Source organism: Pelomonas sp. Root405, from assembly GCF_001425165.1.
In the GTDB taxonomy this organism is placed as follows: Bacteria; Pseudomonadota; Gammaproteobacteria; order Burkholderiales; family Burkholderiaceae_C; genus Pelomonas.
This window is the reverse complement of record NZ_LMDU01000011.1, coordinates 172730-197860: the sequence shown is the minus strand read 5'-3', so window position 1 is coordinate 197860 and position 25131 is coordinate 172730. Positions and strand designations below refer to the sequence as shown.

The following is a 25131-nucleotide window of genomic DNA, read 5'->3' as shown; positions in this document are numbered from 1 at the left end:
GCCCACAATCCGCCTGGTCCGTGGCACTTAGCTGGCAATGACAGAACAACAGACAAGCGGTGCTGCCGATCATCTGCACCAAAGCAATGAACGGTTTCGGCTGCTGGTGGCGAGCGTGCGGGACTACGCCATCTTCATGCTCGACCCGGATGGATACGTTCTCACCTGGAATACCGGTGCGGAGCACCTCAAGGGTTACCTGCCGGAAGAGATCATCGGGCGCCACTTCTCGACGTTCTACCCACCGGAGGCGCTGGCCAGGGACCTGCCCCAGCATGAGCTGGAGGTGGCCGCCAGCTCGGGGTCGTTCGAGGACGAGGGCTGGCGCTTGCGCAAGGACGGCTCGCGGTTCTGGGCCAACGTCGTCATCACGGCCATGCGTGAGTCAGACGGCCGGCTGGTCGGCTTTGCGAAGGTCACGCGCGACCTGACCCAGCGCCGCGCGCATGAGGAAGAGCTGCGCCGCAGCGAGGAACGCTTTCGGCTGCTGGTGGAAGGTGTCTCCGACTACGCCATCTTCATGCTTGACCCCAACGGCAACATCGCCACCTGGAACGTCGGGGCCGAGCGCATCAAGGGCTACACCGCCGACGACATCATCGGCCAGCACTTTTCCAATTTCTATCCCGCCGAGGCGCGTGAGTCCGGCTGGCCGGAGCATGAACTGCTGGAGGCGACGGCCAAGGGCAGCTTCGTCGATGAAGGCTGGCGCGTGCGCAAGGACGGCAGCCAGTTCTGGGCGAACGTGACGATCACGGCGCTGCGCGACGACACGGGCCGCCTGCTCGGGTTTGCCAAGCTCACCCGCGACCTGACCGAGAAGAAGCGTGTCGAAGCCGCAGAGCAGGAGAGCCGGCAGCGTGACGAACTCCTGGAGGCAGAGCGCAGCGCGCGGATGGCCGCCCAGCACGCAGTGCGCATCAAGGACGAGTTCCTGGCGACGCTCTCGCATGAGCTGCGCACGCCGTTGAGCGCCATCCTCGGCTGGAGCCAGATCCTGCTGCACAAGGGGACTTCGATGCCGCCTCAGCAACTGCAGCGCGCGCATGAAGTGATCGACCGCAATGCGCGCGCACAGGCCCAGCTCATCGACGATCTGCTCGACCTCAGCCGCATCGTCAGTGGCAAGACGCGGCTGGAGATCCAGCAGGTCCAGGTCGCGCCGATCGTGCAGGCGGCCATCGACTCTGCCCGGCCTTCCGCAGAAGCCAAAGGCCTTCGCCTGCACGCGCTGCTGGAGCCGATCGAATCGCTGGTGAGCGCAGACCCGGCGCGGCTTCAGCAAGTGGTGTGGAACCTGCTCACCAACGCGATCAAGTTCACCCCCAAGGACGGCCAGATCCAGGTGCTGCTGCAGCGGGTGAACTCGCACATCGAACTGAGCGTCAGCGACACCGGGATCGGCATTCCGCCGAGCTTCCTGCCGCATGTGTTCGAGCGCTTCACCCAGCGTGACGCCACGGCGACCCGCAACTTTGGCGGCCTCGGCCTTGGCCTGGCCATCTGCAAGCAGCTGGTCGAACTCCATGGCGGCAGCATCCGCGTGGCGAGCCAGGGCGAGAACCTCGGCGCGACGTTCTTCGTCACCCTGCCCTTGTCCATCATGCAGCTGGCCCAGGAGGAAGCCAGCCGCAGCCATCCGACGGCGCCGGTGCCGGCTGAAGCGTTGGTGCTGCCCAATCTGGAAGGCGTCCATGCCTTCCTCGTCGACGACGAGCCCGACGTGCGCGAGCTGATGAGCCGCGTGTTTGAGAACCAGGGCGTGAGAGTGACGGCCTTTGCAAGCGCGGAGGACGCGTTGACGGCACTGCAGAGCAGCAAGCCGACGGTCATCGTCAGTGACATCGGCATGCCGCGCATTGATGGCTACCAGTTCATGCGGGCGGTGCGTGCGGCAGAACAGGACAACCGCCGCATTCCCGCACTCGCGCTCACCGCTTTCGCGCGTGCGGAAGATCGCAAGCGCTCGCTGCTCGCCGGCTATCAGGCCCATCTGGCCAAGCCGTTCGACCTGGCAGAGCTGGTGCTCGTCGTGGCCGACCTCGTCAGTGCCGCTCGACGCGCCTGAGCGGCGCGCGGCTCAGGCCGCGGCCGCGCCGCCCTTTTCCGGCCCGGCGTAATAGCCCACGCCGCGCACGGTGTGCAGCAGGTCGGCGCCGAGCTTCTTGCGCAGCTGGTGCATGTAGACGCTGATGGCGTTGCTCTCCAGCTCCTCGCCCCAGCCGTAGAGGCGGTCTTCCAGCTGGGCGCGCGACACGATGGCGCCGGGCCGCTCCAGCAGGGCCTGCAGCAGCGCGAACTCGCGCGCGGAAAGCAGGATGGGCCGGCCGGCACGGGTGACCTCGTGCGTGGCGGGGTCCAGCCGCAGGTCGGCCACGGTCAGCGCGGTGTCGGTGCGGCCGCCCAGCCGGCGCGTGACGGCGCGCAACCGGGCCAGCAGTTCGTCGAGCTCAAAGGGCTTGACGAGGTAGTCGTCGGCCCCGGCGTCCAGGCCGGCGACCTTGTCCGCGAGGGCGTCGCGCGCCGTCAGCACGATGACGGGCGTCGCGTCGCCGCGGCCGCGCATGGCCCGCAGCACGGCCACGCCGTCGCGCTTGGGCAGGCCCAGGTCCAGCAGCACGGCGTCGAAACGCTCGCCGCTGGCCAGCACCGCATCGGCGGCCTGGCCGTCGCGCACCCAGTCGGCCGCAAAGCCCTGGCGGCGCAGGGCCTCGCGCAGGCTCTCGCCAATCATGGCGTCGTCTTCGACAAGCAGCAGGCGCATCGGGGGTCATCGGGTGGGCGGCAACAGGGGCGGATTGTGGCAATTCGGTGCGCCCCCGGGCTTGCCCGGTTCAGCCCGAGAATGGCGACTGGTTGTGCCTTCCCGGCAGACGTGAGGAAGAGGTCATGGGTCTTGCAGAACTCGCCGCGGTCGGCGCGCATTTGAAGCAGCGGCGCGATGCCATCCTGAAGGCCTGGCGCGGCGCCGTCACCGCCGACCCGGCGCTGACGACGGGCGCCTCGCTGCCGCGCGCCCAGCTGCACGACCACATCCCCGCGCTGCTGGTGGACTTCGAGCGCACGCTAGCCGGCACTGCTGACGGCGCGGACGCCGATGGCAGTGAAGTCCACCAGGGCGATGCGGCGGCCCATGGCCTGCACCGCTGGCAGCAGGGCTTCGACCTGAGCGAGGTCACGCGTGAGCTCGGCCGCCTGAACGAATGCGTTGTGGTGGAGCTGGAAAGCTATGCCAAGGCGCATGCCGAGCTGGCGCCCGAGGTGATGGCAGAGGCGCGCCGGATCTGGGCCCGGCAGTGCGGCGACGCCATCAGCGCCAGCGTGTCGCAGTATTTCGAGCTGCAGCAGATCGAGGCCACCAGCCACATCCGCGACCTGGAGCTGGCCCTGCGGTCCATGCGCGAGCTGGAGCAGGAGCGTGCCCGCCTGTGGCAGGAGGCCGCGCATGACCTGCGCGGCGGCCTGGGTGTCGTGGCGAGTGCGACCGCGGGGCTGGCGTCGCCGCGCGCGTCGGAGCCGATGCGTGAGCGCTTCGTGCGCCTGCTGGACCGCAATGTCGGCTCGCTGAGCCACCTGCTCAACGACGTGACCAGCCTGGCCCGGCTGCAGGGCGGCCTGGAGCACCGCGTGCTGGCGCCCGTCGATGTCGCCGCGCTGCTGGCGGCGCTGTGCGAGGAGATGCAGCCCTATGCCCAGCAGCGCGCGCTCTACCTCAGGTTCAGCGCCGAGGCCCCGATGGTGGTCGAGGGCGACGCGGTCAAGATCCGCCGTATCGCGCAGAACCTGGTCATCAATGCGCTCAAGTACACCGTCAAGGGCGGCGTGAGCGTCAACTGCGGGCCGGGTTCGTCGACCGACAGCGACCGCTGGTTCCTGCAGGTCAAGGACACCGGGCCGGGTTTCCATGCCGGGCCGGGCTCGCAGCTGGCCGGGGCCATCGAGGAGGCGACCGACCAGGCCAGGCAGGTCACGGCCGACCATGCCAACGGCGAGGTCACGCATGTCAACGTCGAGTTGGCCGACACCTACCCCGCGCCGGATGACCCGCGCGAGGTCCGCGCGGCGCCGGGCGAGGGCCTGGGGCTGTCCATCGTCAAGCGGCTGTGCAGCCTGCTGGATGCGACCACAGAGCTGCAGTCCGAGATGGGCGTGGGCACCACCTTCCGCGTGCTGCTGCCGCGTCAGTACGGCGAGGCCGCGGCACAGTCCTGATCGGTGGCGCACCGCACTTGGCTGGTGCGCGCGGCGCCGTGCGGTGTGGCGGCGTGCGCCAAGCCTGTGCACAGGCCTTGCATACAAGCCTGAATCGCGCTGGCATGGAAGCTGCACTGCCCGGGCATGGGCATTTCCGCCACCGACATCAGCCAGCGCATCGTCGAAGCCGTGCTGGCGCAGAAGCTCGCACCTGGCGCGCGGCTGGGCGAGCAGCAGCTGGCCATGCTGTTCGACTGCAGCCGCACCATCGTGCGCGAGGCCCTCATGCGGCTGGCCGCGCGCGGCATCATCACGGTCAGCGCGCGACGCGGCTGGTATCTGATCTCGCCGTCGCAGGACGAGGCCCGTGAGGCCTTCGAGGCGCGGCGCGTCATCGAGCTGGGCCTGCTGCGGGGGGACGCGCCGCTCGGCAAGCCCGCGCTGGCGCGGCTGAAAAAGCATCTGCAGCAGGAAAAGGCGTCGCTGCGGGGCGACGACGTCGGCACGCGCAGTTTCCTGCTGGGCGACTTCCATGTCTGCCTGGCCGAGTGCCTGGGCAATGGGCTGCTGGCCGAGACGCTGCGTGACTACACGGCGCGCACGACGCTGATCGCCATGCTCTACCAGTCTTCGCACGACGCGGCGGTGTCCTGCCAGGAGCACGTCGCCATCGTGGCCGCGCTGGAGCAGGGCGACCGCGCCCGCGCCGAGGCGCTGATGGCCGAGCACCTCGCCAACGTGCAGGCCGCCCTGCGCCTGCCTGCCGTCAACGACCCGCTGGACCAGTTGCGCAGCGCGCTGGCGCCGCTGCCGCATCCGGGCCGCGATGGCGTCAACCCTTCCGCCGACTTCTCGACCGACTTCTCGACCGACTCCCCCGCCGACCCTCCCGCCGCCTATCTAGGAGCCTTGCTATGACCCCGACCACCCTGACCCGCCGCCTGCTCATCCTGGCCTCCAGTCTGCTCGCCTTGAGCGCCCAGGCCCAGACCGCGCTGGACAGCATCACCAAGAGCAAGACCATCAAGATCGCCGTTCCCACCGACTACCCGCCCTACGGCTTCGTCGGCCCGGACATGGTGCCGCAGGGGCTGGACGTCGCGGTGGCCCAGCTCATCGCAGCCAAGCTGGGCGTCAAGGCCGAGCTGGTGCCCGTGACGAGCGCCAACCGCATTCCCTATCTGCAGACGAAGAAGGCCGACCTGGTCATCTCGACGCTGGGCAAGAACCCGGACCGCGAGAAGGTCATCAACTTCAGTGCGGCCTATGCGCCCTTCTTCCAGGCCGTGTTCGCGGCCAAGAGCCTGCCCATCAAGAGCTGGGCCGACCTGGGCGGCAAGAGCGTCGCCGTCACGCGCGGCGCGATGGAAGACCAGGAGCTGGCCAAGGTCGCGCCGGCCACGCTGGAATACAAGCGTTTCGAGGACAACAACGCCACCATCGCCGCCTTTGCCGCCGGCCAGACCCAGCTGCTGGCCACCAGCGCGGCCGTCGCCGGCAACCTGATGCAGCGCAATCCGGCGCTCAACACCGAATACAAGCTGCTGCTGAAGGACAGCCCCTGCTATGTCGGCGTGGCCAAGGGCGAGGACGCGCTGCTGGCCAAGGTCAACGCCATCATCGCGGCGGCCAAGGCGGCGGGTGAGCTGGAGGCGCTGTCCAAGAAGTGGCTGGGCCGCAGCACCGGCGAACTGCCGCTGTGAAGTGAATACCAAGGCAACCACAGAGTCACAGAGGAAGCACAGAGCGCCTATTTCTCTGTGTCTCTGTGGTTGCATTTCAGTCCGTCCTCGCCGAAGACGCTCGGCAGCAGGAGGCATGAGCCCATGATTACCTTCGACTTCCTCGCGGTGCTGGCCGAATGGCCGTTGCTGCTCAAGGGCCTGGCCTGGACGCTCGGGCTGACCCTGGTAGCCACGCCGCTGGGCATGCTCATCGCAACCCTTGGCGCCTGGTCGCGCGCCAGCGGCCCGGTGTGGCTGCGCCGCCTGCTCGGTGCCTATGTCGAGCTGCTGCGCAACACGCCCTTCATCGTGCAGCTGTTCTTCATCTTCTTCGGCCTGCCGGCGATGGGTGTGAAGCTGTCGCCCGAGGCGGCCTCGCTGATCGCGATGACGATCAACCTCGGCGCCTATGGCACCGAGATCCTGCGCGCCGGCATCCAGGCCACGCCGCGCGGGCAATGGGAGGCGGCGCAGAGCCTGGCGCTCAGCCCCGTGCAGACCTTCACGCGCGTGGTGCTGCCGCCGGCCCTGCAGCGCGTCTGGCCGGCCATGACCAGCCAGATCATCATCGTCATGCTGGGCTCAGCGGTCTGCGGACAGATCTCGACGGAGGAGTTGAGCTACGCCGCCAACCTGATCCAGAGCCGCAACTTCCGCGCCTTCGAGGCCTTCATCATCGCGACGCTCGCCTATCTGGCGCTGTCCATTGCGGCGCGCAAGCTGCTGATGTGGGCGGGGCCGCGCTTCATCTTCGGGCGGAGGCCGGCATGATCGAGTTCACCCTCTGGGACATCGTCCGCAACCTGTTGTTGGCCCTGCGCTGGACGGTGGCCCTGTCGGCCATCGCCTTCGTCGGCGGCGGGCTGGTGGGTGGCCTGCTGCTGACCTTGCGCCTCGGCCTGGGCAACCGCACGCGACGCCTCATCTCGCTGTATGTGCAGCTCTTCCAGGGCACGCCGCTGCTGATGCAGCTCTTCCTGGCCTACTTCGGCCTGGCACTGCTGGGCCTGGAGGTGTCGGCCTGGACGGCGGCGGCCTTGGCGCTGACGCTCTACACCAGCGCCTACCTCGTCGAGATCTGGCGCGGCTGCGTGGACGCCGTGCCCAAGGGTCAGTGGGAGGCCGCGCGCAGCCTGGCGCTGAGCTTCGGCGAGCAGCTGCGCCACGTCGTGCTACCTCAGGCGGGCCGCCTGGCCATTGCGCCCACGGTTGGCTTTCTCGTGCAGGTCATCAAGGGCACGGCGCTGGCGTCGGTCATCGGCTTCATCGAGCTGACCAAGGCCGGCAGCATGATCGCCAACGCCAGCTTCAAGCCCTTCCTCGTCTTCGGTTGCGTGGCGCTGCTGTACTTCGCGCTGTGCTTCCCCGTCAGCCTTTTCGCCCAACATCTGGAAGGCAAGCGCCATGCTCGCTGACGTGAAGCCCCTCGCCCAGGCGCGCCGCGCTGTACGCGGGCGCCCCTGGTCGGTCCCCGGCGGGGACGGCGATGCTCGCGGCATCGAGCCGCAAGCACATCGCCAGCGCGGGCCGGCTTGGGAGCGGCCCGGCGCTCGGCCCGAAAACCTCAGCGCCATGGAGCACTGACATGTCGACTTCTGACCCCATCGTCCGCATCACCGCGCTGCGCAAGTCCTACGGCGCCAACGAGGTGCTCAAGGGCATCGACCTGGACGTCGTGCGCGGCGAGGTCATCGCCATCATCGGCAAGAGCGGCTCGGGCAAGAGCACGCTGCTGCGTTGCATCAACGGCCTGGAGCAGTTCCAGGACGGCGCGCTGACCGTCAACGGCAAGCCGCTGCTCTACGACAGCGCCATGGCCATGCGCACGCTGCGCCAGCAGGTGGGCATGATCTTCCAGGGCTTCAATCTGTTTCCGCACCTGAGCGTCGGCCGCAACGTGATGCTGGCGCCGACGCTGGTGAAGCAGCGCAGCGCCGCCGATGCCGCCGAGCAGGCGCGCAGGCTGCTGACCCGTGTGGGCCTGGCAGAAAAGTTCGACGCGATGCCCGAGCAGCTTTCGGGCGGCCAGCAGCAGCGTGTCGCGATTGCACGGGCGCTGGCGATGGAGCCGGCCGTGCTGCTGTGCGACGAAATCACTTCGGCGCTGGACCCCGAGCTGGTGGGCGAGGTGCTGCGCGTCGTCGAGTCGCTGGCGGATGAGGGCATGACGCTGCTGATGGTCACGCATGAGATGAGCTTCGCCCGCAAGGTGGCCGATCGCGTCATCTTCATGCACCAGGGCCGCGTGCACGAGATCGGCGCGCCTGCCGAGCTGTTCAGCGCGCCGCGCACGCCGGAGCTGCAGCAGTTCCTCTCGTCGCTGAACGATTAGGGCCTGTTAACGCTTCGGCAGTAGGCCGCGAAGGCCAACCGCCAGGGGCCAATCAAGGCGCAACGCGCCGCCCGCATTGATATGCGGGCAAGCGGTGCAACGGCGAGTGGCCCCTGGCGGATGGCCTTCCCTGCGGGTTGTGACCAGCAAGCCCGCGCGCGGCGTTGCGAAGCCTTGCTTGGGCCCACCCAAGCTTCGTTTCGCGCCTTGCTCGCGGGCTTTCTGGTCACAACGCGGCCTGCTGCCGGAGTGTTAACAGGCCCTGGAACACCGATTGCCGGAACGGCTCTCCTTCCATGAACGGAGTAGTCGATGAAGACTGTGTGGCTCGTGGCGGCCGACGAGGCCATTGCCCGCATCCTTGAACTGCCGCCCGAGGCCGGCGACCTGGTGCCCGTCGAGGAACTGACTGACCCGGGCGCGCATGCCCGTGAGTCTGATTTTCACGACGCCCCGCATGGCCGGCGCGCCGCCGGAGGTACCGGTCCGCAGGGCCAGGCCACCGTCTCGGCCAGCGATTCCGACCGCCATCTGCAGGCCCAGGCCTTCGCCGCCCGCATTGCCGAGCGCCTGGCCGAGTGCCAGCGGGAGAAGCGTTATGACGCCCTGCACCTGATCGCGGCGCCGCGCATGCTGGGCTATCTGCGCAAGGCGCTGGATGCCAACGTGGCCGCCGTCGTCGAGAGCGAGCAGAACAAGGACGTGGTGCATGAAAGCCCAGCCGACCTGACCCGGCGCCTGCCCGACGGGCTGTCCTCCCGCCTGGCGGGGTGACGACGCCGCCGACCGCGGGTTGGCATTACGGCGCTGCGCCGCTTCCCCGCCACCGTCTGGCTCAGCCCTCAGCCATCGCCTTCTTGTAGATCGACTGGCGCGGCTGGGCCATCAGCCGGCGCAGCATGGGCGCGAAGAAGTCCAGCGGCAGCGCCTCGGCCGCCGGGTCGAAGGCGGGGTTGTCATAGCGCTCGACGAACGCCGCCGTGCGCTCGAAATGCGCGTGGCCGCGGAACTGTTCGCGCATGTCGCGGTCCAGGCCGATGTGGTGGAAGAAGTTGTGGCCCTGAAAGATGCCGTGCTGCTGAACCATCCACAGGTTCTCTTCGCTGACGAAGGGCTTGAGGATGGCAGCGGCGATGTCCGGGTGGTTGAACGAACCCAGGGTGTCGCCGATGTCGTGCAGCAGCGCGCAGCAGAGGTACTCCTCGTCGCGCCCATCGCAGTGGGCCAGCGTGGCGGTCTGCAGGCAGTGCGTCAGCCGGTCCACCGGAAAGCCGCCGAAGTCGCCGTCCAGCAGCTGCAGATGCGCCAGCACGCGGTCCGGCAGCGTGCGCGCCATCTGCATGGCCTCCGGCACGATCACGCCCCAGTCCTCGCGGCTGCTCTGGTCCATGCGGGTGAAGCTGGCGCGTGCGTTCATGGGGGCTCCAAGGCTGTGCATGGGTCGCATTCTGGGCCGGCGCAGGGTGGCCGCCTGTCGCGTCCGGCACTGGTCGGCAAGACGGGGCCGGCGGCCTCGCCGGCATCACCGGAAGGTGAAGAACACCCATCCGGCGGCCGGCCAACCCACGGCAGAATCCGCCGCAAAACCAGGGAGCAGTGAATGTCGGATGTGGCAGACCAGCGTTTTGCGCCGCCGCAGGCGCATGTGGCGGACCTTGCGCCGGACGAGGCCGTGCTGGCCGGGCGCGGGACGCGCTTCATCGCGGCGCTGGTGGACGGCGTCATCGCCGCCGCCGTGCTCTGGGGTGTGCTCATGATCCCTGTGCTCAAGCCCATCGCCGATGCCGACACGCAGGCAGCCGCAGACGGCATCTGGTCCATCATGCCCGGCTCGTTTGCCCTCGGGGTGGTCGTTTTCCTGCTCGTCCAGGGCTGGCCGCTGGTGACGCGCGGGCAGACGCTCGGCAAGATGCTGTTCAAGCTGCGCATCGTGCGCTCCGACGGTTCCAGGCCCGAGGCCTGGCGGCTGCTCGGGTTGCGCTACGGCGTCGGCCTGCTGATGAGCATCAGCGTCGGCGTTGTCATGATCTACAGCCTGATCGATTCGCTGCTGATCTTTCGCACGTCGCGCAAATGTCTGCATGACTCGATTGCCGACACCCAGGTGATCAAGCTCTGAACGCGCCGCCCACGGCCCGGGCCGAGCGTGTCGACACGCTCGCCCTCGTCGAGACCCCGGAAGGCGTCGGCCTGTCCCTGCAGCCGGCCGGCCTCGTGGCGCGCACGATGGCCTTCCTGCTCGACCTGCTGATCCGGCTGGTCGTCGACCTCGGGCTGCTGATGGCATTGGGTGCCTGGGGCGGGTTGGGCATGGGCTTGATCTTGCTAGGCATGTTCTGCGTCGAGTGGCTCTATCCCATCGTGTTCGAGCTGAGCCGCTGGGGCGCCACGCCGGGCAAGCGCGCCGTCGGCCTGCGCGTGGTGATGGACACCGGCCTGCCGGTGACGCCGGCGGCCTCGTTCACGCGCAACCTGCTGCGGGTGGCCGACTTCCTGCCGCTGGCCTATGGCTTCGGCATCGTGGCCATGCTGCTGAACCGCGACTGCAAGCGCCTGGGCGACCTGGCGGCGGGCACGCTGGTCGTCCATGCCGAGCCGGTGGTGTTGAACGACACGCCGCCGCCGGCCGCGCCGCTGGCGCCCACGCGACCGCTGAGCGCACGCGAGCAGGCGGCCATCCTGTCCTGGGCCGGGCGGGCCAAGCGCCTGACGCCGGCCCGCTTCGAGGAACTGGCGCAGATGGCCACCGCGGTGCTGCCGCCCGTGAAGGCCGATGACCCCAAGCGCGACACCGTCGAGCGGCTGATGGGCGTGGCGCAGTGGCTGATGGGGAGGCGCGCTTGACCCCCATGCGTTTCGAGGCCGCGTACGGGCCGCTGTGGAAGGACTTCGCCGAGCAGCTTGCCGAGGCGCAGCAAGGCAAGCCCGTGGACGGCGCGCTGCTGGCGCTGCGCTACCGGCGCGTCTGCGAGAACCTGGCGCTGGCGCAATCGCGGGCCTATCCCATCCACCTGGTGGCCCGGCTGGAGGCCCTGGCGCAGGACGCCCACCAGCTCATCTACCGGCGCCAGGACTACGGGCTGCGCAGCCTCGGCCGCATGCTGCGGGGGGACCTGCCTCGCGCCGTTCGCGCGCAGGGGCGCTTCGTGCTGCTGGCGCTGGCGCTGTTCGTGCTGCCGCTGGTGCTGGCCTTTGCGCTGGCGCTGACCGGTCCCGACTTCGCGCTGCGGCTGCTCAATGCCGCTCAACTGCTGCGTTACGAGCAGATGTATGCCGACGGCAACCAGGCCATGGGCCGGCTGCGCGAGGCCGGCGGCGACTGGCAGATGTTCGGCTACTACATCTTCAACAACATCGGCATCGGCTTTCGCTGCTTCGGTGCGGGCATCCTGGCCGGCGTCGGCAGCGCCTTCGTGCTGGTCTACAACGGGCTGATGATCGGCGCCGTCGCCGGTCACCTGACGCGGGTGGACTTGGGCCACAACTTCTGGCCCTTCGTCGCCACGCATTCGTCCTTCGAGCTGACCGGCATCGTGCTGTCCGGCGCTGCCGGCCTGCGCCTGGGCCTGGGCTGGCTGGCCCCGGGCCGCATGACGCGGCTGGAAGCCCTGCGCGCGGCCGCCCTGGCGGCGGTGCCGCTGGTCTACGCGGCCTTCTTCCTGCTGTTGGTGGCGGCCTTCTTCGAGGCATTCTGGTCCGGTGCCGCCTGGATCGCGCCGGCGGTGAAGTACGGCGTGGCCGCGCTGTGCTGGGCGCTGGTGCTGATGTGGCTGCTGCTGGCCGGCCGCGGAGGGCGCACGCATGCGCGTTGAGGGCTTGGCCATTGCGCTGCGCCCGCGCAGCCCGAGCGAGGCCTGTGACCTGGGCCTGGCGCTGGTGCGCCGGCATGCGCGTTCGATCTGGCGCTGCTTCACCCCGGTCTTCCTGGTCGTGGCCGTGCTGGCGCTGTGCACGGTGGACAGCTACGGCTGGGCGCCCGTGCTGATCGTCTTCTGGCTCAAGCCCTGGCTGGACCGCGTCCTCGTGTTCGTGCTGGCGCGCGCGGTGTTCGGCGAGGCCACGCACTGGCGCGACCTGTGGCGCGCCCGGCGCCAAGTGCTGGGTGGGCAATTGCTGCGCACGCTGCTTTGGCGGCGCGTCTCGCCGTGGCGAGCCTACACGCAGCCGATCGAGCAGCTCGAAGGCCAGCGCGGCGGCGCCCGGCGCAAGCGTTCAAAGCTGATGCTCAACGACAACCGCGGTGCTGCCACCGCCCTGCAGACGGCGTTTGCGCATGCGGAGGCGGTGTTGACCTATGGCCTGGTCGCGCTGCTGTGGTGGTTTGCGCCCGAGAACCGCAGCGCGGATGTCTGGGAGTGGCTCGTCAACCCCGGTTCGCACGCCGCCGGGGAGCTGGGGATGCACCTCCTGATGTCGGTGAGCTACATGGCCGTGGTGCTGTTCCTGGAGCCCTTCTACGTGGCGGCGGGTTTTGCGATGTACCTGAACCGGCGCGTCGCGCTGGAGGCCTGGGACATCGAACAGGAGTTCCGCCGTGCTTTCGCGTGAGGGCGCGATGCTGGCGGCGCTGCTTTGCCTCGCGGCTTCGGACGCGGGCGCGCAGGCCGTGGCGCCACCGGCCATGAGTGCCAGCGCCGTCCATGCCGCGGCCAGCGTCGTGCGGGCCGACCCGCTGCTCCCCGGCTTGGAGACCGCCAAGGTCCTGCGCTTCAAGGACAAGGAGAAGGACAAGCCGACCGAACAGGATGACGTCCGCTGGTGGCTGGACCTCATCGGCAACCTCTCGGCCGGCATGCGGGTGGCGATATGGCTGGTGGGGGCGGGCCTGCTGATCTGGGTGCTGTTGCGCCTGCGTGACTGGCTCGGCCGCGGGTCCGGCGGCGCGGCGCTGCAAGCCCTGCCGCCCACGCACGTGGGCACGCTGGACATCCGCCCTGAAAGCCTGCCCGCCGACATCGGCGCCGCCGCGCGCAGCCTGCTGAGCCGCGGCGAAGAGCGCGCCGCGCTGTCGCTGCTGTACCGGGGCGCGCTCTCGCGCCTGGTACACGGCCACGGCGTGCCCATCCGCGCGGCCAGCACGGAGCGCGAATGCCTGACGCTGGCGGCGCCGCGGTTGACTCCCGCGCCGCATGCCTACCTGGCGCAGCTTGTCGGCGCTTGGCAGTCCGTGGCCTATGCCCGGCGACAGGTGCCGGCCGACGTCATCGAGGCGCTGTGCCAGGGCTTTGACGGGCATCTGCCAGCGTCGGGAGTGCCGGCATGACGCGTGAACGCCTGGCCTGGCTGCTGGTCGTGGTCGGCCTTGTGCTGGGCGGCTGGTGGCTGTCGCTCAACACCGAGTGGGTAGACGTCGAGCGCCCGCGGCCCGCCCAGGGAGAGGCCCGTAACAACCGCGTCTACGCCGCCGAACAACTGCTACGCCGCCTGGGCATGCAGGCCGAGCATCACGAGTCCCTGACGGGCCTCCCGCCGCCGGGGGCGCGCCTCGTGCTGCTTTCGCAAGACTGGGAGCTGATGCCGGAACGGGGCGAGCAACTGCACCAATGGGTCCGGCGTGGCGGTCACCTGGTGCTGACGGCGCATGACGACTGGCAGGACACGGCGCTGGCCAACTGGGTGCCCATCCATGCGGTCTATGTGAAGTCGACCGAGCGGCCCAAGGCTTCATCCGCCTCACCGGCCTCGTCGGCCGCCTCAATGCCCTCCGCACCCTCTGCGTTGCGAGGCCGCGCCGCGACGGCGCAGGTACGCAGCACCCTGGCGTCCACGCCGCCGCTGTGGGGCGGCACGGAGGCGGTGGCTGCCTGCAATGCCTTCTTCGATCCGGGGTGGACCTTGCGTGCCAAGCCGGGCCATGCCGCCGCCTGGTCGCTGGCGCGCGTTGACGGCACGCCGGCCACGCAGACGCTGGTAGCGCGGCAGACGCAGGCCCTGCCGGCCAAGCTGCCGCATCGGGCGGTGCAGGTCCTGCGGGTGCCGGTCGGGCAGGGCAGCGTGACGGTCTTCAACGCGGGCCACCATTTTTTCCACAACGAGTTCGTCCTGCCCTGCGACAACTCCCTGGTGCTCGCCGCCGCCGTGCAGGCCGAGCCGGGCGCCGCGGTCTGGATCTACCTGAACGAGAAACGTGAGGCCTTGCTGCCCTGGCTGTGGGACAGCGGCTGGATCGCCATCGTCATCGGCTTGCTGGCGCTGGCAGCTGCCTTGTGGCGCGGCGCCGTCCGCTTCGGGCCGCGGCTGGCGCCCGCGCCGCGGCTGCGCCGCTCCATCTCCGAACAGGTGCGCGGCCTGGGCGCCTATCTGCAAGGCAGTGGCCGCGAGGCCTTGCTGGCGGCCCAGCAGCGTGCGCTCGCCGAGACAGCGATGCGCACCCTGCCGCGCTACGCGCGTCTGCCGGTCAACGAGCGCGTGCAGGCCATCGCGACCGCGACCGGGCTCGCGGCGGTGGATATCTACGCCGCCCTGGCCGCCCGCTTCTGCACCCGCGCCGAGCTGCCGCAGCGCCTGCAGGTGCTCGAAACCGCCCGGCGCCGGCTCCAACGAACTCCCGAAGAAAGGCTCTCCCCACCATGATCAAGCCCGAGGAACTCAAGCTCGCCACGCAATGGCTGCATGTGCTGCGCAGCGAAATCGCCAAGGCCGTCGTCGGCCAGGTGCAGGCCGTGGAGCAGATGCTCGTGGCCGTCGTCGCCTCGGGCCATGTGCTGGTCGAAGGCGTGCCGGGCCTGGGCAAGACGCTGCTGGCCCGGGCGCTGGCCCAGGCGCTGCGCCTGCAGTACGCGCGCGTGCAGTTCACGCCCGACCTGATGCCGGCGGACGTCGTCGGCCACAGCGTGCTGGACGACACCGGCGCCGGCCTGGGTCGCCTGCGCGTGCGCAAGGGGCCGGTGTTCACCAACCTGCTGCTGGCCGACGAGATCAACCGCGCGCCGGCCAAGACCCAGAGCGCCCTGCTGGAGGTGATGCAGGAGTACCAGGCCACGCTGGAGGGCCAGACCCTGCCGCTGCCGCGGCCCTTCCTCGTGATGGCCACGCAGAACCCGGTCGACACCGAAGGCACCTACCCGCTGCCCGAGGCCCAGCTCGACCGCTTCCTGCTGCAGGTGCGCATCGGCTACCCGACCCATGACGAGGAGACGGCGGTGGTGCAGCTTGTCACCACCGGCCGCGCCGGCCACGAGCTGCCGCTGGAGGCCGTGCAGCCGGTGCTGGACGATGTGCAGGTGCTGGAGCTGCAGCGCCTTTGCGGCCTGGTGCATGCCGATGCCAAGGTCATCGACTACGCGGTGCGCGTGGTGCGCGCGACGCGCAACTGGCCGGGCCTGGAAGTCGGCGCCGGCCCGCGCGGCAGCGTGGCGCTGGTGCGCACGGCGCGCGCCATGGCCTTGATCAACGGGCGCGACTTCATCACGCCCGACGACGTGGCCGCGCAGGCGCTGGCCGTGCTGCGCCACCGCGTGACGATGGCGCCGGATGCGCAGATCGAGGGCCGGGACCTGGACGAGATCCTGCAGGCGGCGCTGGAGAGCGTGGAGGCGCCGCGGCTTTGAACCCTGCTGCGCGTCGCATCGTCCTGCCCACGCGGGCCAGCATTGCCGTGCTGGCCGGGCTGGGGCTGGCCGCTGCCTTCGCCTTGAGCTTCGGTGCGCCGCTGGCTACCGTCGCGCCGCTGGCCGGCGGATTGCTTGGTGTGCTGCTGGCCTTTGCCGGCTGGGACCTGTGGCGCAGCCTGCGGCTGTGGCGGCTAGGCGGCCTGCGTGTCGAGCGGCGGTTGCCGGCCGCATTCGCCATCGGCGCGCCGACCGAGCTGAAGCTGGACCTCGTCAACCCCGGTCGGCTGGCCTGGTCGCTGCAGGTGTTCGACGAGCTCGACCCGCTGTTCGACTTCGAGGGGCTGCCGCAGCGCGTGCGCATGGCCGCGCAGAGCCGCAGCACGCTGAAGTTCCATGCCACGGCGCGTCAGCGCGGCATGGTGGTGCTCGGCCTCACGCAGGTGCTCTGGCGCAGCCGTGCCGGCGCCTTCGAGGTGCGCGAGCGCATGGGCCAGGCACAGCCCCTGCGCGTCTACCCGAACTTCGCTGCCTTGGCGCGTTATGCCTGGCTCAGCGGCGACCGGCGCCTGGCGCAGATCGGCATCAAGAACTTCGTCCAGCGTGGCCAGGGCACCGATTTCCGCCAGCTCGCCGAGTACCGCCGCGGCGACCCGCTGCGCCACCTCGACGCCAAGGCCTCGCTGCGCCTGCGCCGCCCGGTCGTGCGCGAGTACCAGGACGAGCGCGACCAGTGCGTGATGTTCCTGCTCGACTGCGGCCGCCGCATGCGTGCCGACGAGCAGTCCGCCGGTGCTGGCGAGAGCAGCCATTTCGACGACGCGCTGGACGCGCTGATGCTGCTGGCCTATGTCGCGCTCACCGAGGGGGACGAGGTGGGCGCGATGACCTTTGGCGGCGAGGAGGGCGCCAGCCGCGACTGCGCGCCGCGCAAGGGCATGGGCACGCTCAATGCGCTGATGAACAAGATGCACGACCTGCAACCCGGCGGCCATCACTCCGACTACCTGGCAGCCGCCGAAACCTTGTCGCGCCGGCTGCGGCGCCGCTCGCTCGTCATCATCCTGACCAACTTCCGCGACGAGGATTCGCCGGAGCTGCAGCCCGCCCTGCGCCTGCTGCGCCGCCGCCATCTCGTGCTGCTGGCCAGCTTGCGCGAGACGGCGCTGGCCCGCATCGCCGGGCAGGGCATCCATGGTGCCGACGACGCCGTGGCCGTGGCGAGCGCCCACCTGCTGGCGCAGGCCCGCGACGATGCCTTCGCCCGCGTCGTGGACCACGACAGGCTGTCCATCGACGTCGAACCCCGCGCGCTCGCGGCCACCCTGGTGAACCGTTATCACCAGGTCAAGCGGGCCGGGCTTCTGTAGTTTTTTCAAGGAGGACCCCATGACCGAATCGACGATGAACCAGTACGCCCCGCCGCGGGCCCATGTGGAAGACCTGCCGTCCACCGCGGTGGCGGAGCTGAAGCTCTTCTCGGCCCGCGGCCGCATCGGCCGGCTGCGCTATCTGGCCTATGGTGCCGGCGCGTCGGTCATCTACTACATCGTCTTGACCGCGTTGCTGTTCGGCCTGGGAGGCACCGCCTCGTCGATCGCCACGGTGCTGGCGGCCATCGTCGTCATCTGGTTCAGCGTCATCACCGGCATCAAGCGCTGCCACGACATCAACATCAGCGGCTGGTGGTCGCTGACCCTCATCGTGCCGGTCATCGTTTTTGTATGGATCTTCTGGCCAGGCAGCCGTGGCGAGAACCGCTTCGGCCCGCCGCCGCCGCCCAACACCCTCGGCGTCAGGGTGCTCGGCCTTCTCATGCCGGTGATCTTCTTCGTCGGCATCCTGGCCGCGGTGGCGATCCCGCAATACAAGAACTACACCGACCGGGCGCGTGCCGCCCAGGCTGCCGGGCCGCGCTGATCCGGCTCAGCCGCCGCTCAGCGCTGCCAGCCGCTTGACGCAGCGCCCGTGCCTGTCGTTCACCCGTGTCGCAAACCATTGCGTCGTCAGCTTGCGCGTGAACTTCGGGCTCTTCAGGTCGATGCGCGGCATCACGGCGCGGGGCAGCTTGCGGCCGTCCAACTGCTCGGCGTAGGCGAACACGCGCTCGTACAGCTCGGTGTTCTCGAAGCCTGGCTCGTCGCCCTGGTCGAGGTCGCGCTTCACCGCGGCCTCGCTCAGCCGCAGGCGGTTGGCCAGCGTCAACGCGGCGCGCCCGGTCTCGCCCACGCCTGAGGCCGCGGTGCGCGAGACCAGGTCACCATCGAGTGCCAGCGGCAGGCCGGTGGCGACGCTCAGTGCGTTCTGGAAGCCGGCGTTGCGGCTGGCATAGCGGCCGGCGTTGAAGTCGGCGAAACGATAGATGGGCGCGTCATAGGGCGCTTCGTAGGCCAGCAGATGAGCGGTGCCGAAGTAGATGCCGCCGCGCCGCGTGAACACCTCGCGGCGGATCGATTCCTTCACCTCGTAGGGATAGCGCCGCTTCTGCGCGTGCGCCTGGGCGAAGGCGATGCTGACCTGCATCGGCCCGCCGGTGCGCACCGGGTTGTTGTCGGCCAGGAAGCGCTTGCCCAGCGGCACCATGCCGATGAAGTCCTCGAAGACTTCACTGAGCTGCCGCTCGGTCTTGACCGCGTTCAGGCGCTCGGCATAGCTGCGGCCATCCGGCGAATCCAGCGCGAATGCGGCGCGCACCATCAGCATGGGCACGTTGGCCTCGTCGGCACGGCGCTCGATCTCCTTCCAGGCGATGGCCGGCAGGCCCGGCACGGCGGGGTCGGCCGTGTAGCCGGATTCCTGCTCGATGACGGCCATCACGGCGCACAGGTTCTGCACCGTGGAGGGCAGCGCCAGCGTGGCCAGCGCGGCATGGATGTCCGCGGCCCAGCCGTCGGCGCCGGGCGTCTTGTCCGGCAGCGCCGCGGCGACGAGCCGGCGTGCCTCGGTCGGCCCCAGGCCTTCTGGCTGCTGAGCCGGTGGCGGGCTGCCGCAGCCGGCCAGCAGGGCGAGGAGGGCCACCGGCGTTAGCGCGCTCCAGCGGATGTGCAGCAGGCTGACGAAGGTGCGCATGGCTCAGCCCGCCGCCCCGGGGCTTTGCAGAAGCGCCTTGGCGGCCTCGATGCGCAGGGCCAGAGGCGCGCTCGTGTCATTCAGCACCTGCTGCAGAAAGCGCCGCGGGTCCACGCCCTTGGCATCTTCGATGGGTGCGTTGACGACGGGCGGCGGCGGGAGGGGCCGCAGCGACTGCATCGCCGCCTCGAAAGCCGCCGGCTTGATGCTTTGCAGGCGGGCCAGCAGGTCCGCTTGGCCGTCGATGCCCGGTGGGATATCCAGCCAGGGCGTGTCGGCAAACACCGGCGCCAGGTCGGGGGCGACGAAGGCCGACCAGTTCTCCGTCCCCGCCTGCGGCGCGGGCACCAGCTCGGCATGGACCGGCGGCGACGTGGCCGACGGCAGCAGACGCAGGCGGGCCGGCGCCGTGCCCGCCAGATAGCGCGCGCCCAGGCGCGCCAGGAACTCCGCACCACGCTGCGCATCCACCGGCGCCTGCAGCGAGAACCACAGCTGCAGCGCATCGGTGCCCGACACGGCAATGGCCGGCGCGGGCAGGTCGAGGTCCGTCTGCACACCGCGCCACACCTTGCCCAGCGCCTCCCAGTCGGCCGGGCCGCTCAGCGCCATGACCAGTGCCCGCACATGGCCGGTGTCGTCGATCAGGCGGCCTTCGCTGGCCTCGGCGGGCAGCAGGAACAGGCGATGCAACTCGGCTTGCAGGCGATTCATGTCGGGACGGATTGGGCGGGCCGGCGGAATCTACCCCAGCCGCCCAGCCGCTTCTGTAGCTGACTGTTCCATGGCTCGGTGGCCGCACGCCGGTGCGCGGGTCTCTGACGAAGTTCGTGCCCTCAAGCTTGATGAGACGCGCGGCACGCCGTGTTGACAGCCCCGGCGCCGCTGCGAATCATCCGCGCAACCACAAGGGGGGAATATGAGCCGTCTTCGATCATTTCAAGTTGCCTTTGCCGCCGCGATGGCGCTGGCCTGTTCGCCAGCGATGGCCGATCTGGTCAGCAGCCGCGCCAGCCTTGGCGCGACGGACCACATCGACTGGGACCAAATTCCGCTGGATGCTTCGTTCCCGACCGCGGCGGTGGTTACGGCGCTGGGCGAGGCTGCGAGCGTCAGCAGCGGCAACAGCGCCAACCTGTGGCGGCTGGACCAGGGCGGTCCGCCCAACGGCTACTGGCAGGCGAACTTCACACCCGGCGAGGCTTTGGTCCTCAGCTTCTCAGGCGTGATCTCGCTGAGCTTCACCGATGCCGTGGCAGGTGCAGGCACCCAGTTCGCCAACGGCGCCCGGTACGGCGCCTTCGATGCCACGCTGACCGCCTTCGATGCAAGCGGCAATCTGCTGGAGACGCACACGGTGGCCGGCAGCACCGGGCCGGGCTTCGACGGCTCAGCGGTCTTCGTCGGCCTGGCGCGTGCCCAGGCCGATATCTCGCGGCTGGAATTCCGGGTGTCGAGTCCAGCGGGGTCGGAGTATCCCGTCATCAACCGCGTCGACATCCTGCAGGCCGCCGTCGTTCCTGAGCCCGGCGCCGGCCTGCTGGCTCTGCTCGGCTTGCCGGTCATTGCCTGGGCGCGAAGCCGCCAGCGCAAGAGCTGGTAGCGACGGGCGCACAACCGCTCCGGCCCGCTGGCGTCAAAGCGCCGCGGGTGCCGTGTCGCCGAAGTGCGCCGCTGGCAGCACCAGCGTGATGACGGCGCCGCCGCCGTCGCGGTTGGCGGCCCAGATGCGGCCGTCGTGGGCTTCGGCGATGCGCCGGCAGATCGCCAGCCCCAGTCCCGTGCCGCCGGCGGCGTTCTTGGTCGCGCTGGACTGCACGAAGGCTTCGAAGATGCTTTCAAGCTCGTCCGGCGGGATGCCGGGGCCGCGGTCGGCCACGGTGATGCAGACGTCGCCGTCATCGTCGTGGCCGGCGCTCAGCTCGATGCGGCCGGCCTCGGGCGAGAAGCGGATGGCGTTGGCCAGCAGGTTGCCCAGCAACTGCTGCAGGCGCAGCGGGTCGGCCAGCACGACAAGCTCGTCCTCGCCGAGGTCGCTGTCCAGCACCAGCTGACGGGCCGCCAGCAGCGGCCCCAGTTCGCGGGCCACGGCCGCCGCGAGCGGGCGCAGGTCCAGGCGCTCGGGCTGCATGGGCTCGGCGCCGTGTTCGATCTTGCTGAGGTCGAGCAGGTCGTTGACCAGGCTGAGCATGCGCTGGCCGGCGCGGTGCACGTCGGCGAACAGTTCGGCCAGGCGCGGCTGCTCGCGCCCGCGCAGCGTGCCGAGCTCGGAGAAGCCGAGGATGGATTGCAGCGGCGTGCGCAGCTCGTGGCTGACGTTGGCGATGAAGTCGGACTTGGCGCGCGAGGCCTGCAGCGCCGCGTCGCGGGCGGCGCGGGTGGCGCGCTCGGCCTCGCGGAAGTCGCTGATGTCCATGAAGCAGACGACGATGCCCATGGGCCGGCCGTCGGCGTCGGGGAAGGTCGACTTGCTGATGAAGAGATCGCGCTCGCGGCCATCGCTGCCGTGCCAGATCGCCTCGTATTTCATCTCGCCACCGCGCGCCAGCAGCTCGGCGTCGCGGTCGTTGTGCAGGGCGGCCTCGTCGGTGCGCAGATAGCTGGCCGCCCGCCGGCCAAGCACCTCGGCACGTTTGCGGCCCGTGAACTGCTCCCAGGCGCGGTTGACGTCGAGGTAGCGGTTGTCGCCGTCCAGCACCGACATCGGCAGCGGGCTGCTGGCCAGCAGCGAGCGCGCCAGGCCGAGCTGGGCGCGCAGTTCGGCCTGGGCGCGCACCAGCCCGCTGACGTCGGCGGCGCTGCCCACCCACTCCAGCACATCGGCATGGCGGCGCAGCGGCACCAGGTGGATCTCGAAGCTGCGTGCCGTGCCGTCGGGCGCGCTCCAGTCGGCGCGCAACTGGTGCGGCCGGGCCTCCTGCGCGTCGCCGGCCGCGAACAGCGCCGCCACCGCGACCGAGCCGCCGAACAGCTCCCGCAGCGGCCGGCCCAGCACCTGGGCCACCGGCTGGCCGCTCAGGCGGGCATAGCCTTCGTTGATGAAGGTCACGTGGCCGAGGGCGTCGGTGCGGAACAGCAGGTCCTGGACGCTGCCAAAGATGGCGCTGAGTTCGCGCTCGCGCTCGGCGACTTGGCGTTGCGCCTGGTCCAACTGCAGCAGCGAGCGTTCATGCGCGCGCAGCGCCGCCGCTCCCACGGCCGACAGCGCCAGCAGCGCCGCAGCAATGCCGAGCGCCGGCAGGCCCAGGTCGCGCACGGTGGCGAGCCACTGGCTGCGCAGCTCGGCCTGCGGCAGCTCGACGAGGACGACGAGGGGCCGGCTGCGTAGCGCGCGGTAGGCGCCAAGCTGTTCGGCCGCGCGCAGGCCGGGGCCCTCCCAGCGGCCGTGCTCGCTGCCGGCGCGCACGCGGGCCAGCGGCGCGGCGGGTGTCTGCAGCGACGCCAGGCGCGCGCCGGCAAGGTGTTCGGCGCCGTCGGTCACGGCCAGCAGCCGGCCGTCGAGGTCGACGAGGGCGGCGGCGGCGCGCGGGTCGTTGAGCGTGAGCTGCTGGAAGTTGGCCAGCGCGTCGGGATTGAGCAGGGCGACGAGCAGCGCGGGGCGGTCTTCACCGCCGCTGCCGGGCAGCGTCAGCCCACGCAGCACCGGGATGAAACCCACACCCGGCGGCACGACCGCGGCCGGGCCGACCAGCCCGGCCAGGCTGCGCGCCGCGACAAAAGTGCCGACGCTGTTGCGCCGGGCAGCCGGCCAGGTGCCAAGGGCGGTGGGGGCGATCTGTACGCCGCGGTCGGCCGGGTCGGCAGCAGCCAGCACGTGGCCTTCCGCGTCGACCAGGGCCACGCCACGCAGGAAACCCAGGCTGGTCTGCGTCTGGCCCAGCAGGGCCTGCAGCACCTCGGGCGGCGCGCCGCGCTCGGCCACGTCGGCCAGGCCGGCCAGCGCGATCTGCGCCGCGTCCAGGCTGCGGCTGGCGTGGTCCTCCAACACCCGGGCCAGCAGGGCCTGGCGGGCATGCGTGTCAGCCGTCAGCTTGAGCTTTTCGCGCCACATGCCGTAACCCGCGCCGGCCAGCAAGGTGGCGGCCAGCAGCACGCCGGCACTGGCGGTGATGACGCTCGGACGCCAGCGGCTGCGGTGCGGCATGGCGGCTTCAGTGATTGCGGATGATGGCGCTCAGGCCGTGCCGTTTGGCCGCGGCCTGCAGCCGGCCGTCCTTCTGGATGCGGGCGACGAAGCTATCCACGGTGTTCAACCAGGCGGCGTCGCCCGGCTTGACGGCATAGGCGTAAGGCAGCACCGAGAACGGCGCGGTCGGTGCGACGAGGCGGGCCCAGTCGGCGTTGTCCAGCAGGCGGCGGCTGTAGGGATAGTCGGTCACGAAGGCATCGACGCGCCCGGCTTCGAGCTCGCGCTCGCGCGTGTCGGGCGGGCGCACGGTGACGAGGTTGGCATGCTTGAGCGTGGCAGCCATCACCGGCTCCATGAAGGTGCCGGCCTGCACGGCGATGCGCACGCCGGGCCGGTCCAGGTCCTCCCAGCGCTGCACGACGCGGCTGCTGCGCGTCGTGACGGCGTAGATGTCGCTTTCCAGGTAGGGGCGGCTGAAGCGCAACGTCTGCGCGCGCTGCGGCGTCACGCCGACGGCGAACATGGCCACGTCGCAGCGGTCGCCCAGCAGGTCGTCGACCAGCGTCGCAAACGACGAATCGACATAGACCGGCTTGACCTTGAGGTCGGCAGCGAAGGCGGCCGACAGGTCGATGTCGATGCCCGACAGCCGGCCGGTGCGCGGGTCGCGCAGCGAGACGCCGTAGTAGTCGGGCCAGATGCACACGCGCAGCTGGCCGCTGTCGCGGATGCGCTGGCTGACGCTGGAGGGGGCTGCGGCGGCGGTGGCCAGGCCGAGGCTTGCGAGCAGGGCGGCCGTCAGCCGCCTCACGCCCGGGCCCCTGGCCGCGTCGCATTGACGCGGTCGCGCAGTGCGATCAACTCGGGCGCGTGGGCGATGAAGGTGGCGACGATGGCGGGGTCGAAGGCGCCGCCGGCCTGCTCGGCCAGCATGGCCAAGGCGCGGTCGTCGGCGCGGGCGGGGCGGTAGCGGCCGGGCAGGGTAAGCGCGTCGAAATGGTCCACGACGGCAACGATACGCGCGGACAGCGGAATCGCCTCGCCGCGCAGGCCCCGGGGGTAGCCGTTGCCGTCCCAGCGCTCGCGGTGATGCAGGGCGATCTCGGCGGCCAGCGCGAACAGCGGAAGGCTGGAGCCGCTGAGCAGGGCGGCGCCGCGCAGCGGACGAGTGTGCAGATTGCTGGGCTCGTCGTCGGCCGCAGCGTCGCTGACGTCGAGCTCGCCGATGTCGTGCAGTGGCGCGGCCAGGCGGAGCAGCCGGGCGCTGCCGGCCGCCATCCCGAGCCGCAGCGCCAGGCCCTCGGCCAGATGTCCCAGGCGCAAGCGGTGCGCGCTCGGGTCCTCGGCATGGCGGTCGACAGCCTGCACGGGCGGTGTCCACGGCGTCTGGTCAAGGGCGGCAGTGGCTGGCATGTCGGGCTCCGTTGGATGTTGAATTGTCCAATCAAAGCGTTTTTATCAAATGGCCAAGCGCGGCGCATCGGGATTAATTCGGCAAAATGTCCCACGTGAACGCCATGCCCGACACCTGTTCGACCACGGAGGCCGCCCAGCTTCTGGGCATGGCCGTGCGTTCCGTGCAATTGATGGTGGACCGCGGCGAGCTGCAGGCCTGGAAGACGCCGGGCGGCCACCGCCGCATCCTGCGCAGTTCGCTCGAGGCGTGCATGGCCGCGCGCTCCGGCCCCGCATCGGCCCCGCCGCTGCGGGCCGACGATGCTGCAGCGGCCAGCCGGCCGCTGAGCCTCCTGCTGATCGAGGACTCGGTGCATTTCCAGAACCTGATCAGCCTCGTCGTCAAGCGCGAGCTGCCGGCGGCCGAGCTGCATGTCGCGTCCGACGGCATCGCCGGCCTTGCGCTGGCCGGTCGCCTGGAGCCCGATGTGCTGCTCATCGACATCCTGCTCCCGGGCATCGACGGCGCCGCGCTGATCACCAGCCTGCGCTCGCACCCGCAGTTCGCGCGCAGCCGCCTCATCGTCGTCACTGCGCTGGACGAGTCACAGCGCCAGCCGTATGCCTTCGCGCTCGACGGCGTGCCCCTGGTGCACAAGACCGACCTGGTCACCCGGCTGCCGCCCCTGCTCGCCGCGGCCGCTGCCGCGCGGGTGGCGCGGCCGGCCTGACGGCGCC

At 70.3% G+C, this 25131-nt stretch carries 26 protein-coding genes; 19 read left to right on the top strand and 7 right to left on the bottom strand.

Annotated elements, in window-relative coordinates; genetic code table 11:
- Positions 1 to 37: 37 nt before the first annotated feature.
- Entirely contained in the window at positions 38 to 2068 is a 2031-nt protein-coding gene (locus tag ASC81_RS10440; protein WP_056266241.1) for a PAS domain S-box protein, read from the top strand.
- Between the two features lie 12 nt (positions 2069 to 2080).
- On the opposite strand, the gene ASC81_RS10435 is transcribed toward ASC81_RS10440, so the two are convergent.
- Positions 2081 to 2764, bottom strand: a complete 684-nt coding sequence (locus ASC81_RS10435) for a response regulator transcription factor (RefSeq protein ID WP_056266236.1) — start codon at positions 2762 to 2764, stop codon at positions 2081 to 2083.
- A 125-nt stretch (positions 2765 to 2889) separates the two neighbouring features.
- Between ASC81_RS10435 and ASC81_RS10430 the strand changes: the two genes are divergently transcribed.
- From ASC81_RS10430 to ASC81_RS10395, 7 genes are all read left to right on the top strand, one after another.
- A complete protein-coding gene (locus ASC81_RS10430) occupies positions 2890 to 4212 on the top strand; it encodes a sensor histidine kinase (protein WP_056266233.1) in 1323 nt (440 codons plus the stop codon).
- A 126-nt stretch (positions 4213 to 4338) separates the two neighbouring features.
- Positions 4339 to 5112 carry a GntR family transcriptional regulator gene (locus ASC81_RS10425; protein ID WP_056266229.1) on the top strand — a complete coding sequence of 258 codons (774 nt, stop codon included), beginning with the start codon at positions 4339 to 4341 and terminating at the stop codon, positions 5110 to 5112.
- A complete protein-coding gene (locus ASC81_RS10420; RefSeq protein WP_056266227.1) occupies positions 5109 to 5897 on the top strand; it encodes a transporter substrate-binding domain-containing protein in 789 nt (262 codons plus the stop codon). The genes ASC81_RS10425 and ASC81_RS10420 overlap by 4 nt, the downstream gene beginning before the upstream one ends.
- Positions 5898 to 6020: 123 nt before the next feature.
- The gene (locus ASC81_RS10415) at positions 6021 to 6689 is read left to right on the top strand and encodes an amino acid ABC transporter permease (RefSeq protein ID WP_056266225.1); all 669 of its coding nucleotides are present in this window, start codon (positions 6021 to 6023) and stop codon (positions 6687 to 6689) included.
- Positions 6686 to 7333: an amino acid ABC transporter permease gene (locus ASC81_RS10410; RefSeq protein ID WP_056266222.1), complete on the top strand. Its 648-nt coding sequence runs from the start codon at positions 6686 to 6688 to the stop codon at positions 7331 to 7333. Before ASC81_RS10415 ends, ASC81_RS10410 begins: the two co-directional genes overlap by 4 nt.
- Before the next feature lie 170 nt (positions 7334 to 7503).
- A complete protein-coding gene (locus tag ASC81_RS10400; RefSeq protein ID WP_056266217.1) occupies positions 7504 to 8250 on the top strand; it encodes an amino acid ABC transporter ATP-binding protein in 747 nt (248 codons plus the stop codon).
- A gap of 312 nt (positions 8251 to 8562) precedes the next feature.
- The gene (locus ASC81_RS10395) at positions 8563 to 9024 is read left to right on the top strand and encodes a host attachment protein (protein WP_056266214.1); all 462 of its coding nucleotides are present in this window, start codon (positions 8563 to 8565) and stop codon (positions 9022 to 9024) included.
- A gap of 61 nt (positions 9025 to 9085) precedes the next feature.
- On the opposite strand, the gene ASC81_RS10390 is transcribed toward ASC81_RS10395, so the two are convergent.
- A complete protein-coding gene (locus tag ASC81_RS10390) occupies positions 9086 to 9667 on the bottom strand; it encodes an HD domain-containing protein (RefSeq protein WP_056266211.1) in 582 nt (193 codons plus the stop codon).
- 183 nt (positions 9668 to 9850) lie between these two features.
- Between ASC81_RS10390 and ASC81_RS10385 the strand changes: the two genes are divergently transcribed.
- The 9 genes from ASC81_RS10385 to ASC81_RS10345 are packed head-to-tail and all read left to right on the top strand — an operon-like array spanning position 9851 to position 17720.
- On the top strand, positions 9851 to 10369 hold the full coding sequence (locus ASC81_RS10385) for an RDD family protein (RefSeq protein WP_056266208.1): 519 nt from the start codon (positions 9851 to 9853) through the stop codon (positions 10367 to 10369).
- Positions 10366 to 11094, top strand: coding sequence for an RDD family protein (locus ASC81_RS10380; protein ID WP_056266206.1), 729 nt, complete (start codon positions 10366 to 10368; stop codon positions 11092 to 11094). Before ASC81_RS10385 ends, ASC81_RS10380 begins: the two co-directional genes overlap by 4 nt.
- 5 nt (positions 11095 to 11099) lie before the next feature.
- Positions 11100 to 12062: a stage II sporulation protein M gene (locus tag ASC81_RS10375; RefSeq protein WP_235533642.1), complete on the top strand. Its 963-nt coding sequence runs from the start codon at positions 11100 to 11102 to the stop codon at positions 12060 to 12062.
- Positions 12052 to 12798 (top strand): hypothetical protein, encoded by a 747-nt coding sequence (locus ASC81_RS10370; protein ID WP_056266199.1) that lies wholly within the window; start codon positions 12052 to 12054, stop codon positions 12796 to 12798. The genes ASC81_RS10375 and ASC81_RS10370 overlap by 11 nt, the downstream gene beginning before the upstream one ends.
- The gene (locus ASC81_RS10365; protein ID WP_235533622.1) at positions 12785 to 13513 is read left to right on the top strand and encodes a DUF4129 domain-containing protein; all 729 of its coding nucleotides are present in this window, start codon (positions 12785 to 12787) and stop codon (positions 13511 to 13513) included. The genes ASC81_RS10370 and ASC81_RS10365 overlap by 14 nt, the downstream gene beginning before the upstream one ends.
- Complete coding sequence (locus ASC81_RS10360) at positions 13510 to 14823, top strand: DUF4350 domain-containing protein (RefSeq protein ID WP_056266198.1); 1314 nt, start codon at positions 13510 to 13512, stop codon at positions 14821 to 14823. The genes ASC81_RS10365 and ASC81_RS10360 overlap by 4 nt, the downstream gene beginning before the upstream one ends.
- Positions 14820 to 15800 (top strand): MoxR family ATPase, encoded by a 981-nt coding sequence (locus ASC81_RS10355; protein WP_056266195.1) that lies wholly within the window; start codon positions 14820 to 14822, stop codon positions 15798 to 15800. The genes ASC81_RS10360 and ASC81_RS10355 overlap by 4 nt, the downstream gene beginning before the upstream one ends.
- Positions 15797 to 17170, top strand: coding sequence for a DUF58 domain-containing protein (locus ASC81_RS10350; RefSeq protein WP_082536430.1), 1374 nt, complete (start codon positions 15797 to 15799; stop codon positions 17168 to 17170). Before ASC81_RS10355 ends, ASC81_RS10350 begins: the two co-directional genes overlap by 4 nt.
- A 19-nt stretch (positions 17171 to 17189) precedes the next feature.
- Positions 17190 to 17720: a DUF805 domain-containing protein gene (locus ASC81_RS10345; protein WP_056266191.1), complete on the top strand. Its 531-nt coding sequence runs from the start codon at positions 17190 to 17192 to the stop codon at positions 17718 to 17720.
- 6 nt (positions 17721 to 17726) lie between these two features.
- Here the strand turns inward: ASC81_RS10345 and ASC81_RS10340 are convergent, their stop codons facing one another.
- A complete protein-coding gene (locus tag ASC81_RS10340; RefSeq protein WP_056266188.1) occupies positions 17727 to 18869 on the bottom strand; it encodes a DUF1615 domain-containing protein in 1143 nt (380 codons plus the stop codon).
- A gap of 3 nt (positions 18870 to 18872) precedes the next feature.
- On the bottom strand, positions 18873 to 19583 hold the full coding sequence (locus ASC81_RS10335) for a hypothetical protein (RefSeq protein ID WP_056266187.1): 711 nt from the start codon (positions 19581 to 19583) through the stop codon (positions 18873 to 18875).
- Positions 19584 to 19788: 205 nt separating this feature from the next.
- Here ASC81_RS10335 and ASC81_RS10330 point away from each other — a divergent pair, with 205 nt between their 5' ends.
- Entirely contained in the window at positions 19789 to 20472 is a 684-nt protein-coding gene (locus tag ASC81_RS10330) for a hypothetical protein (protein WP_156391988.1), read from the top strand.
- Positions 20473 to 20505: 33 nt separating this feature from the next.
- Here the strand turns inward: ASC81_RS10330 and ASC81_RS28190 are convergent, their stop codons facing one another.
- From ASC81_RS28190 to ASC81_RS10315, 3 genes are read right to left on the bottom strand one after another with little or no spacing between them, the layout of a single operon-like run.
- Positions 20506 to 23013, bottom strand: a complete 2508-nt coding sequence (locus ASC81_RS28190) for an ATP-binding protein (protein WP_056266182.1) — start codon at positions 23011 to 23013, stop codon at positions 20506 to 20508.
- A gap of 7 nt (positions 23014 to 23020) precedes the next feature.
- Positions 23021 to 23809: an ABC transporter substrate-binding protein gene (locus ASC81_RS10320; protein ID WP_056266179.1), complete on the bottom strand. Its 789-nt coding sequence runs from the start codon at positions 23807 to 23809 to the stop codon at positions 23021 to 23023.
- The gene (locus ASC81_RS10315) at positions 23806 to 24411 is read right to left on the bottom strand and encodes an HD-GYP domain-containing protein (protein ID WP_056266177.1); all 606 of its coding nucleotides are present in this window, start codon (positions 24409 to 24411) and stop codon (positions 23806 to 23808) included. Before ASC81_RS10315 ends, ASC81_RS10320 begins: the two co-directional genes overlap by 4 nt.
- Positions 24412 to 24515: 104 nt before the next feature.
- Here ASC81_RS10315 and ASC81_RS10310 point away from each other — a divergent pair, with 104 nt between their 5' ends.
- Entirely contained in the window at positions 24516 to 25124 is a 609-nt protein-coding gene (locus ASC81_RS10310; protein WP_235533621.1) for a helix-turn-helix domain-containing protein, read from the top strand.
- The last annotated feature ends 7 nt before the right edge of the window (positions 25125 to 25131 follow it).

Bases quoted from the DNA above. Each gene is read 5' to 3' on its own strand.
- ASC81_RS10375 (WP_235533642.1), top strand. From the start codon at position 11,100: ATGCGTTTCGAGGCCGCGTACGGGCCGCTGTGGAAGGACTTCGCCGAG.
- ASC81_RS10430 (WP_056266233.1), top strand. From the start codon at position 2,890: ATGGGTCTTGCAGAACTCGCCGCGGTCGGCGCGCATTTGAAGCAGCGG.
- ASC81_RS10415 (WP_056266225.1), top strand. From the start codon at position 6,021: ATGATTACCTTCGACTTCCTCGCGGTGCTGGCCGAATGGCCGTTGCTG.
- ASC81_RS10385 (WP_056266208.1), top strand. From the start codon at position 9,851: ATGTCGGATGTGGCAGACCAGCGTTTTGCGCCGCCGCAGGCGCATGTG.
- ASC81_RS10355 (WP_056266195.1), top strand. From the start codon at position 14,820: ATGATCAAGCCCGAGGAACTCAAGCTCGCCACGCAATGGCTGCATGTG.
- ASC81_RS10440 (WP_056266241.1), top strand. From the start codon at position 38: ATGACAGAACAACAGACAAGCGGTGCTGCCGATCATCTGCACCAAAGC.
- ASC81_RS10395 (WP_056266214.1), top strand. From the start codon at position 8,563: ATGAAGACTGTGTGGCTCGTGGCGGCCGACGAGGCCATTGCCCGCATC.
- ASC81_RS10400 (WP_056266217.1), top strand. From the start codon at position 7,504: ATGTCGACTTCTGACCCCATCGTCCGCATCACCGCGCTGCGCAAGTCC.
- ASC81_RS10335 (WP_056266187.1), bottom strand. From the start codon at position 19,583: ATGAATCGCCTGCAAGCCGAGTTGCATCGCCTGTTCCTGCTGCCCGCC.
- ASC81_RS10410 (WP_056266222.1), top strand. From the start codon at position 6,686: ATGATCGAGTTCACCCTCTGGGACATCGTCCGCAACCTGTTGTTGGCC.
- ASC81_RS10435 (WP_056266236.1), bottom strand. From the start codon at position 2,764: ATGCGCCTGCTGCTTGTCGAAGACGACGCCATGATTGGCGAGAGCCTG.
- ASC81_RS10340 (WP_056266188.1), bottom strand. From the start codon at position 18,869: ATGCGCACCTTCGTCAGCCTGCTGCACATCCGCTGGAGCGCGCTAACG.
- ASC81_RS10390 (WP_056266211.1), bottom strand. From the start codon at position 9,667: ATGAACGCACGCGCCAGCTTCACCCGCATGGACCAGAGCAGCCGCGAG.
- ASC81_RS10315 (WP_056266177.1), bottom strand. From the start codon at position 24,411: ATGCCAGCCACTGCCGCCCTTGACCAGACGCCGTGGACACCGCCCGTG.
- ASC81_RS10360 (WP_056266198.1), top strand. From the start codon at position 13,510: ATGACGCGTGAACGCCTGGCCTGGCTGCTGGTCGTGGTCGGCCTTGTG.
- ASC81_RS10420 (WP_056266227.1), top strand. From the start codon at position 5,109: ATGACCCCGACCACCCTGACCCGCCGCCTGCTCATCCTGGCCTCCAGT.
- ASC81_RS10425 (WP_056266229.1), top strand. From the start codon at position 4,339: ATGGGCATTTCCGCCACCGACATCAGCCAGCGCATCGTCGAAGCCGTG.
- ASC81_RS10310 (WP_235533621.1), top strand. From the start codon at position 24,516: ATGCCCGACACCTGTTCGACCACGGAGGCCGCCCAGCTTCTGGGCATG.
- ASC81_RS10330 (WP_156391988.1), top strand. From the start codon at position 19,789: ATGAGCCGTCTTCGATCATTTCAAGTTGCCTTTGCCGCCGCGATGGCG.
- ASC81_RS28190 (WP_056266182.1), bottom strand. From the start codon at position 23,013: ATGCCGCACCGCAGCCGCTGGCGTCCGAGCGTCATCACCGCCAGTGCC.
- ASC81_RS10345 (WP_056266191.1), top strand. From the start codon at position 17,190: ATGACCGAATCGACGATGAACCAGTACGCCCCGCCGCGGGCCCATGTG.
- ASC81_RS10370 (WP_056266199.1), top strand. From the start codon at position 12,052: ATGCGCGTTGAGGGCTTGGCCATTGCGCTGCGCCCGCGCAGCCCGAGC.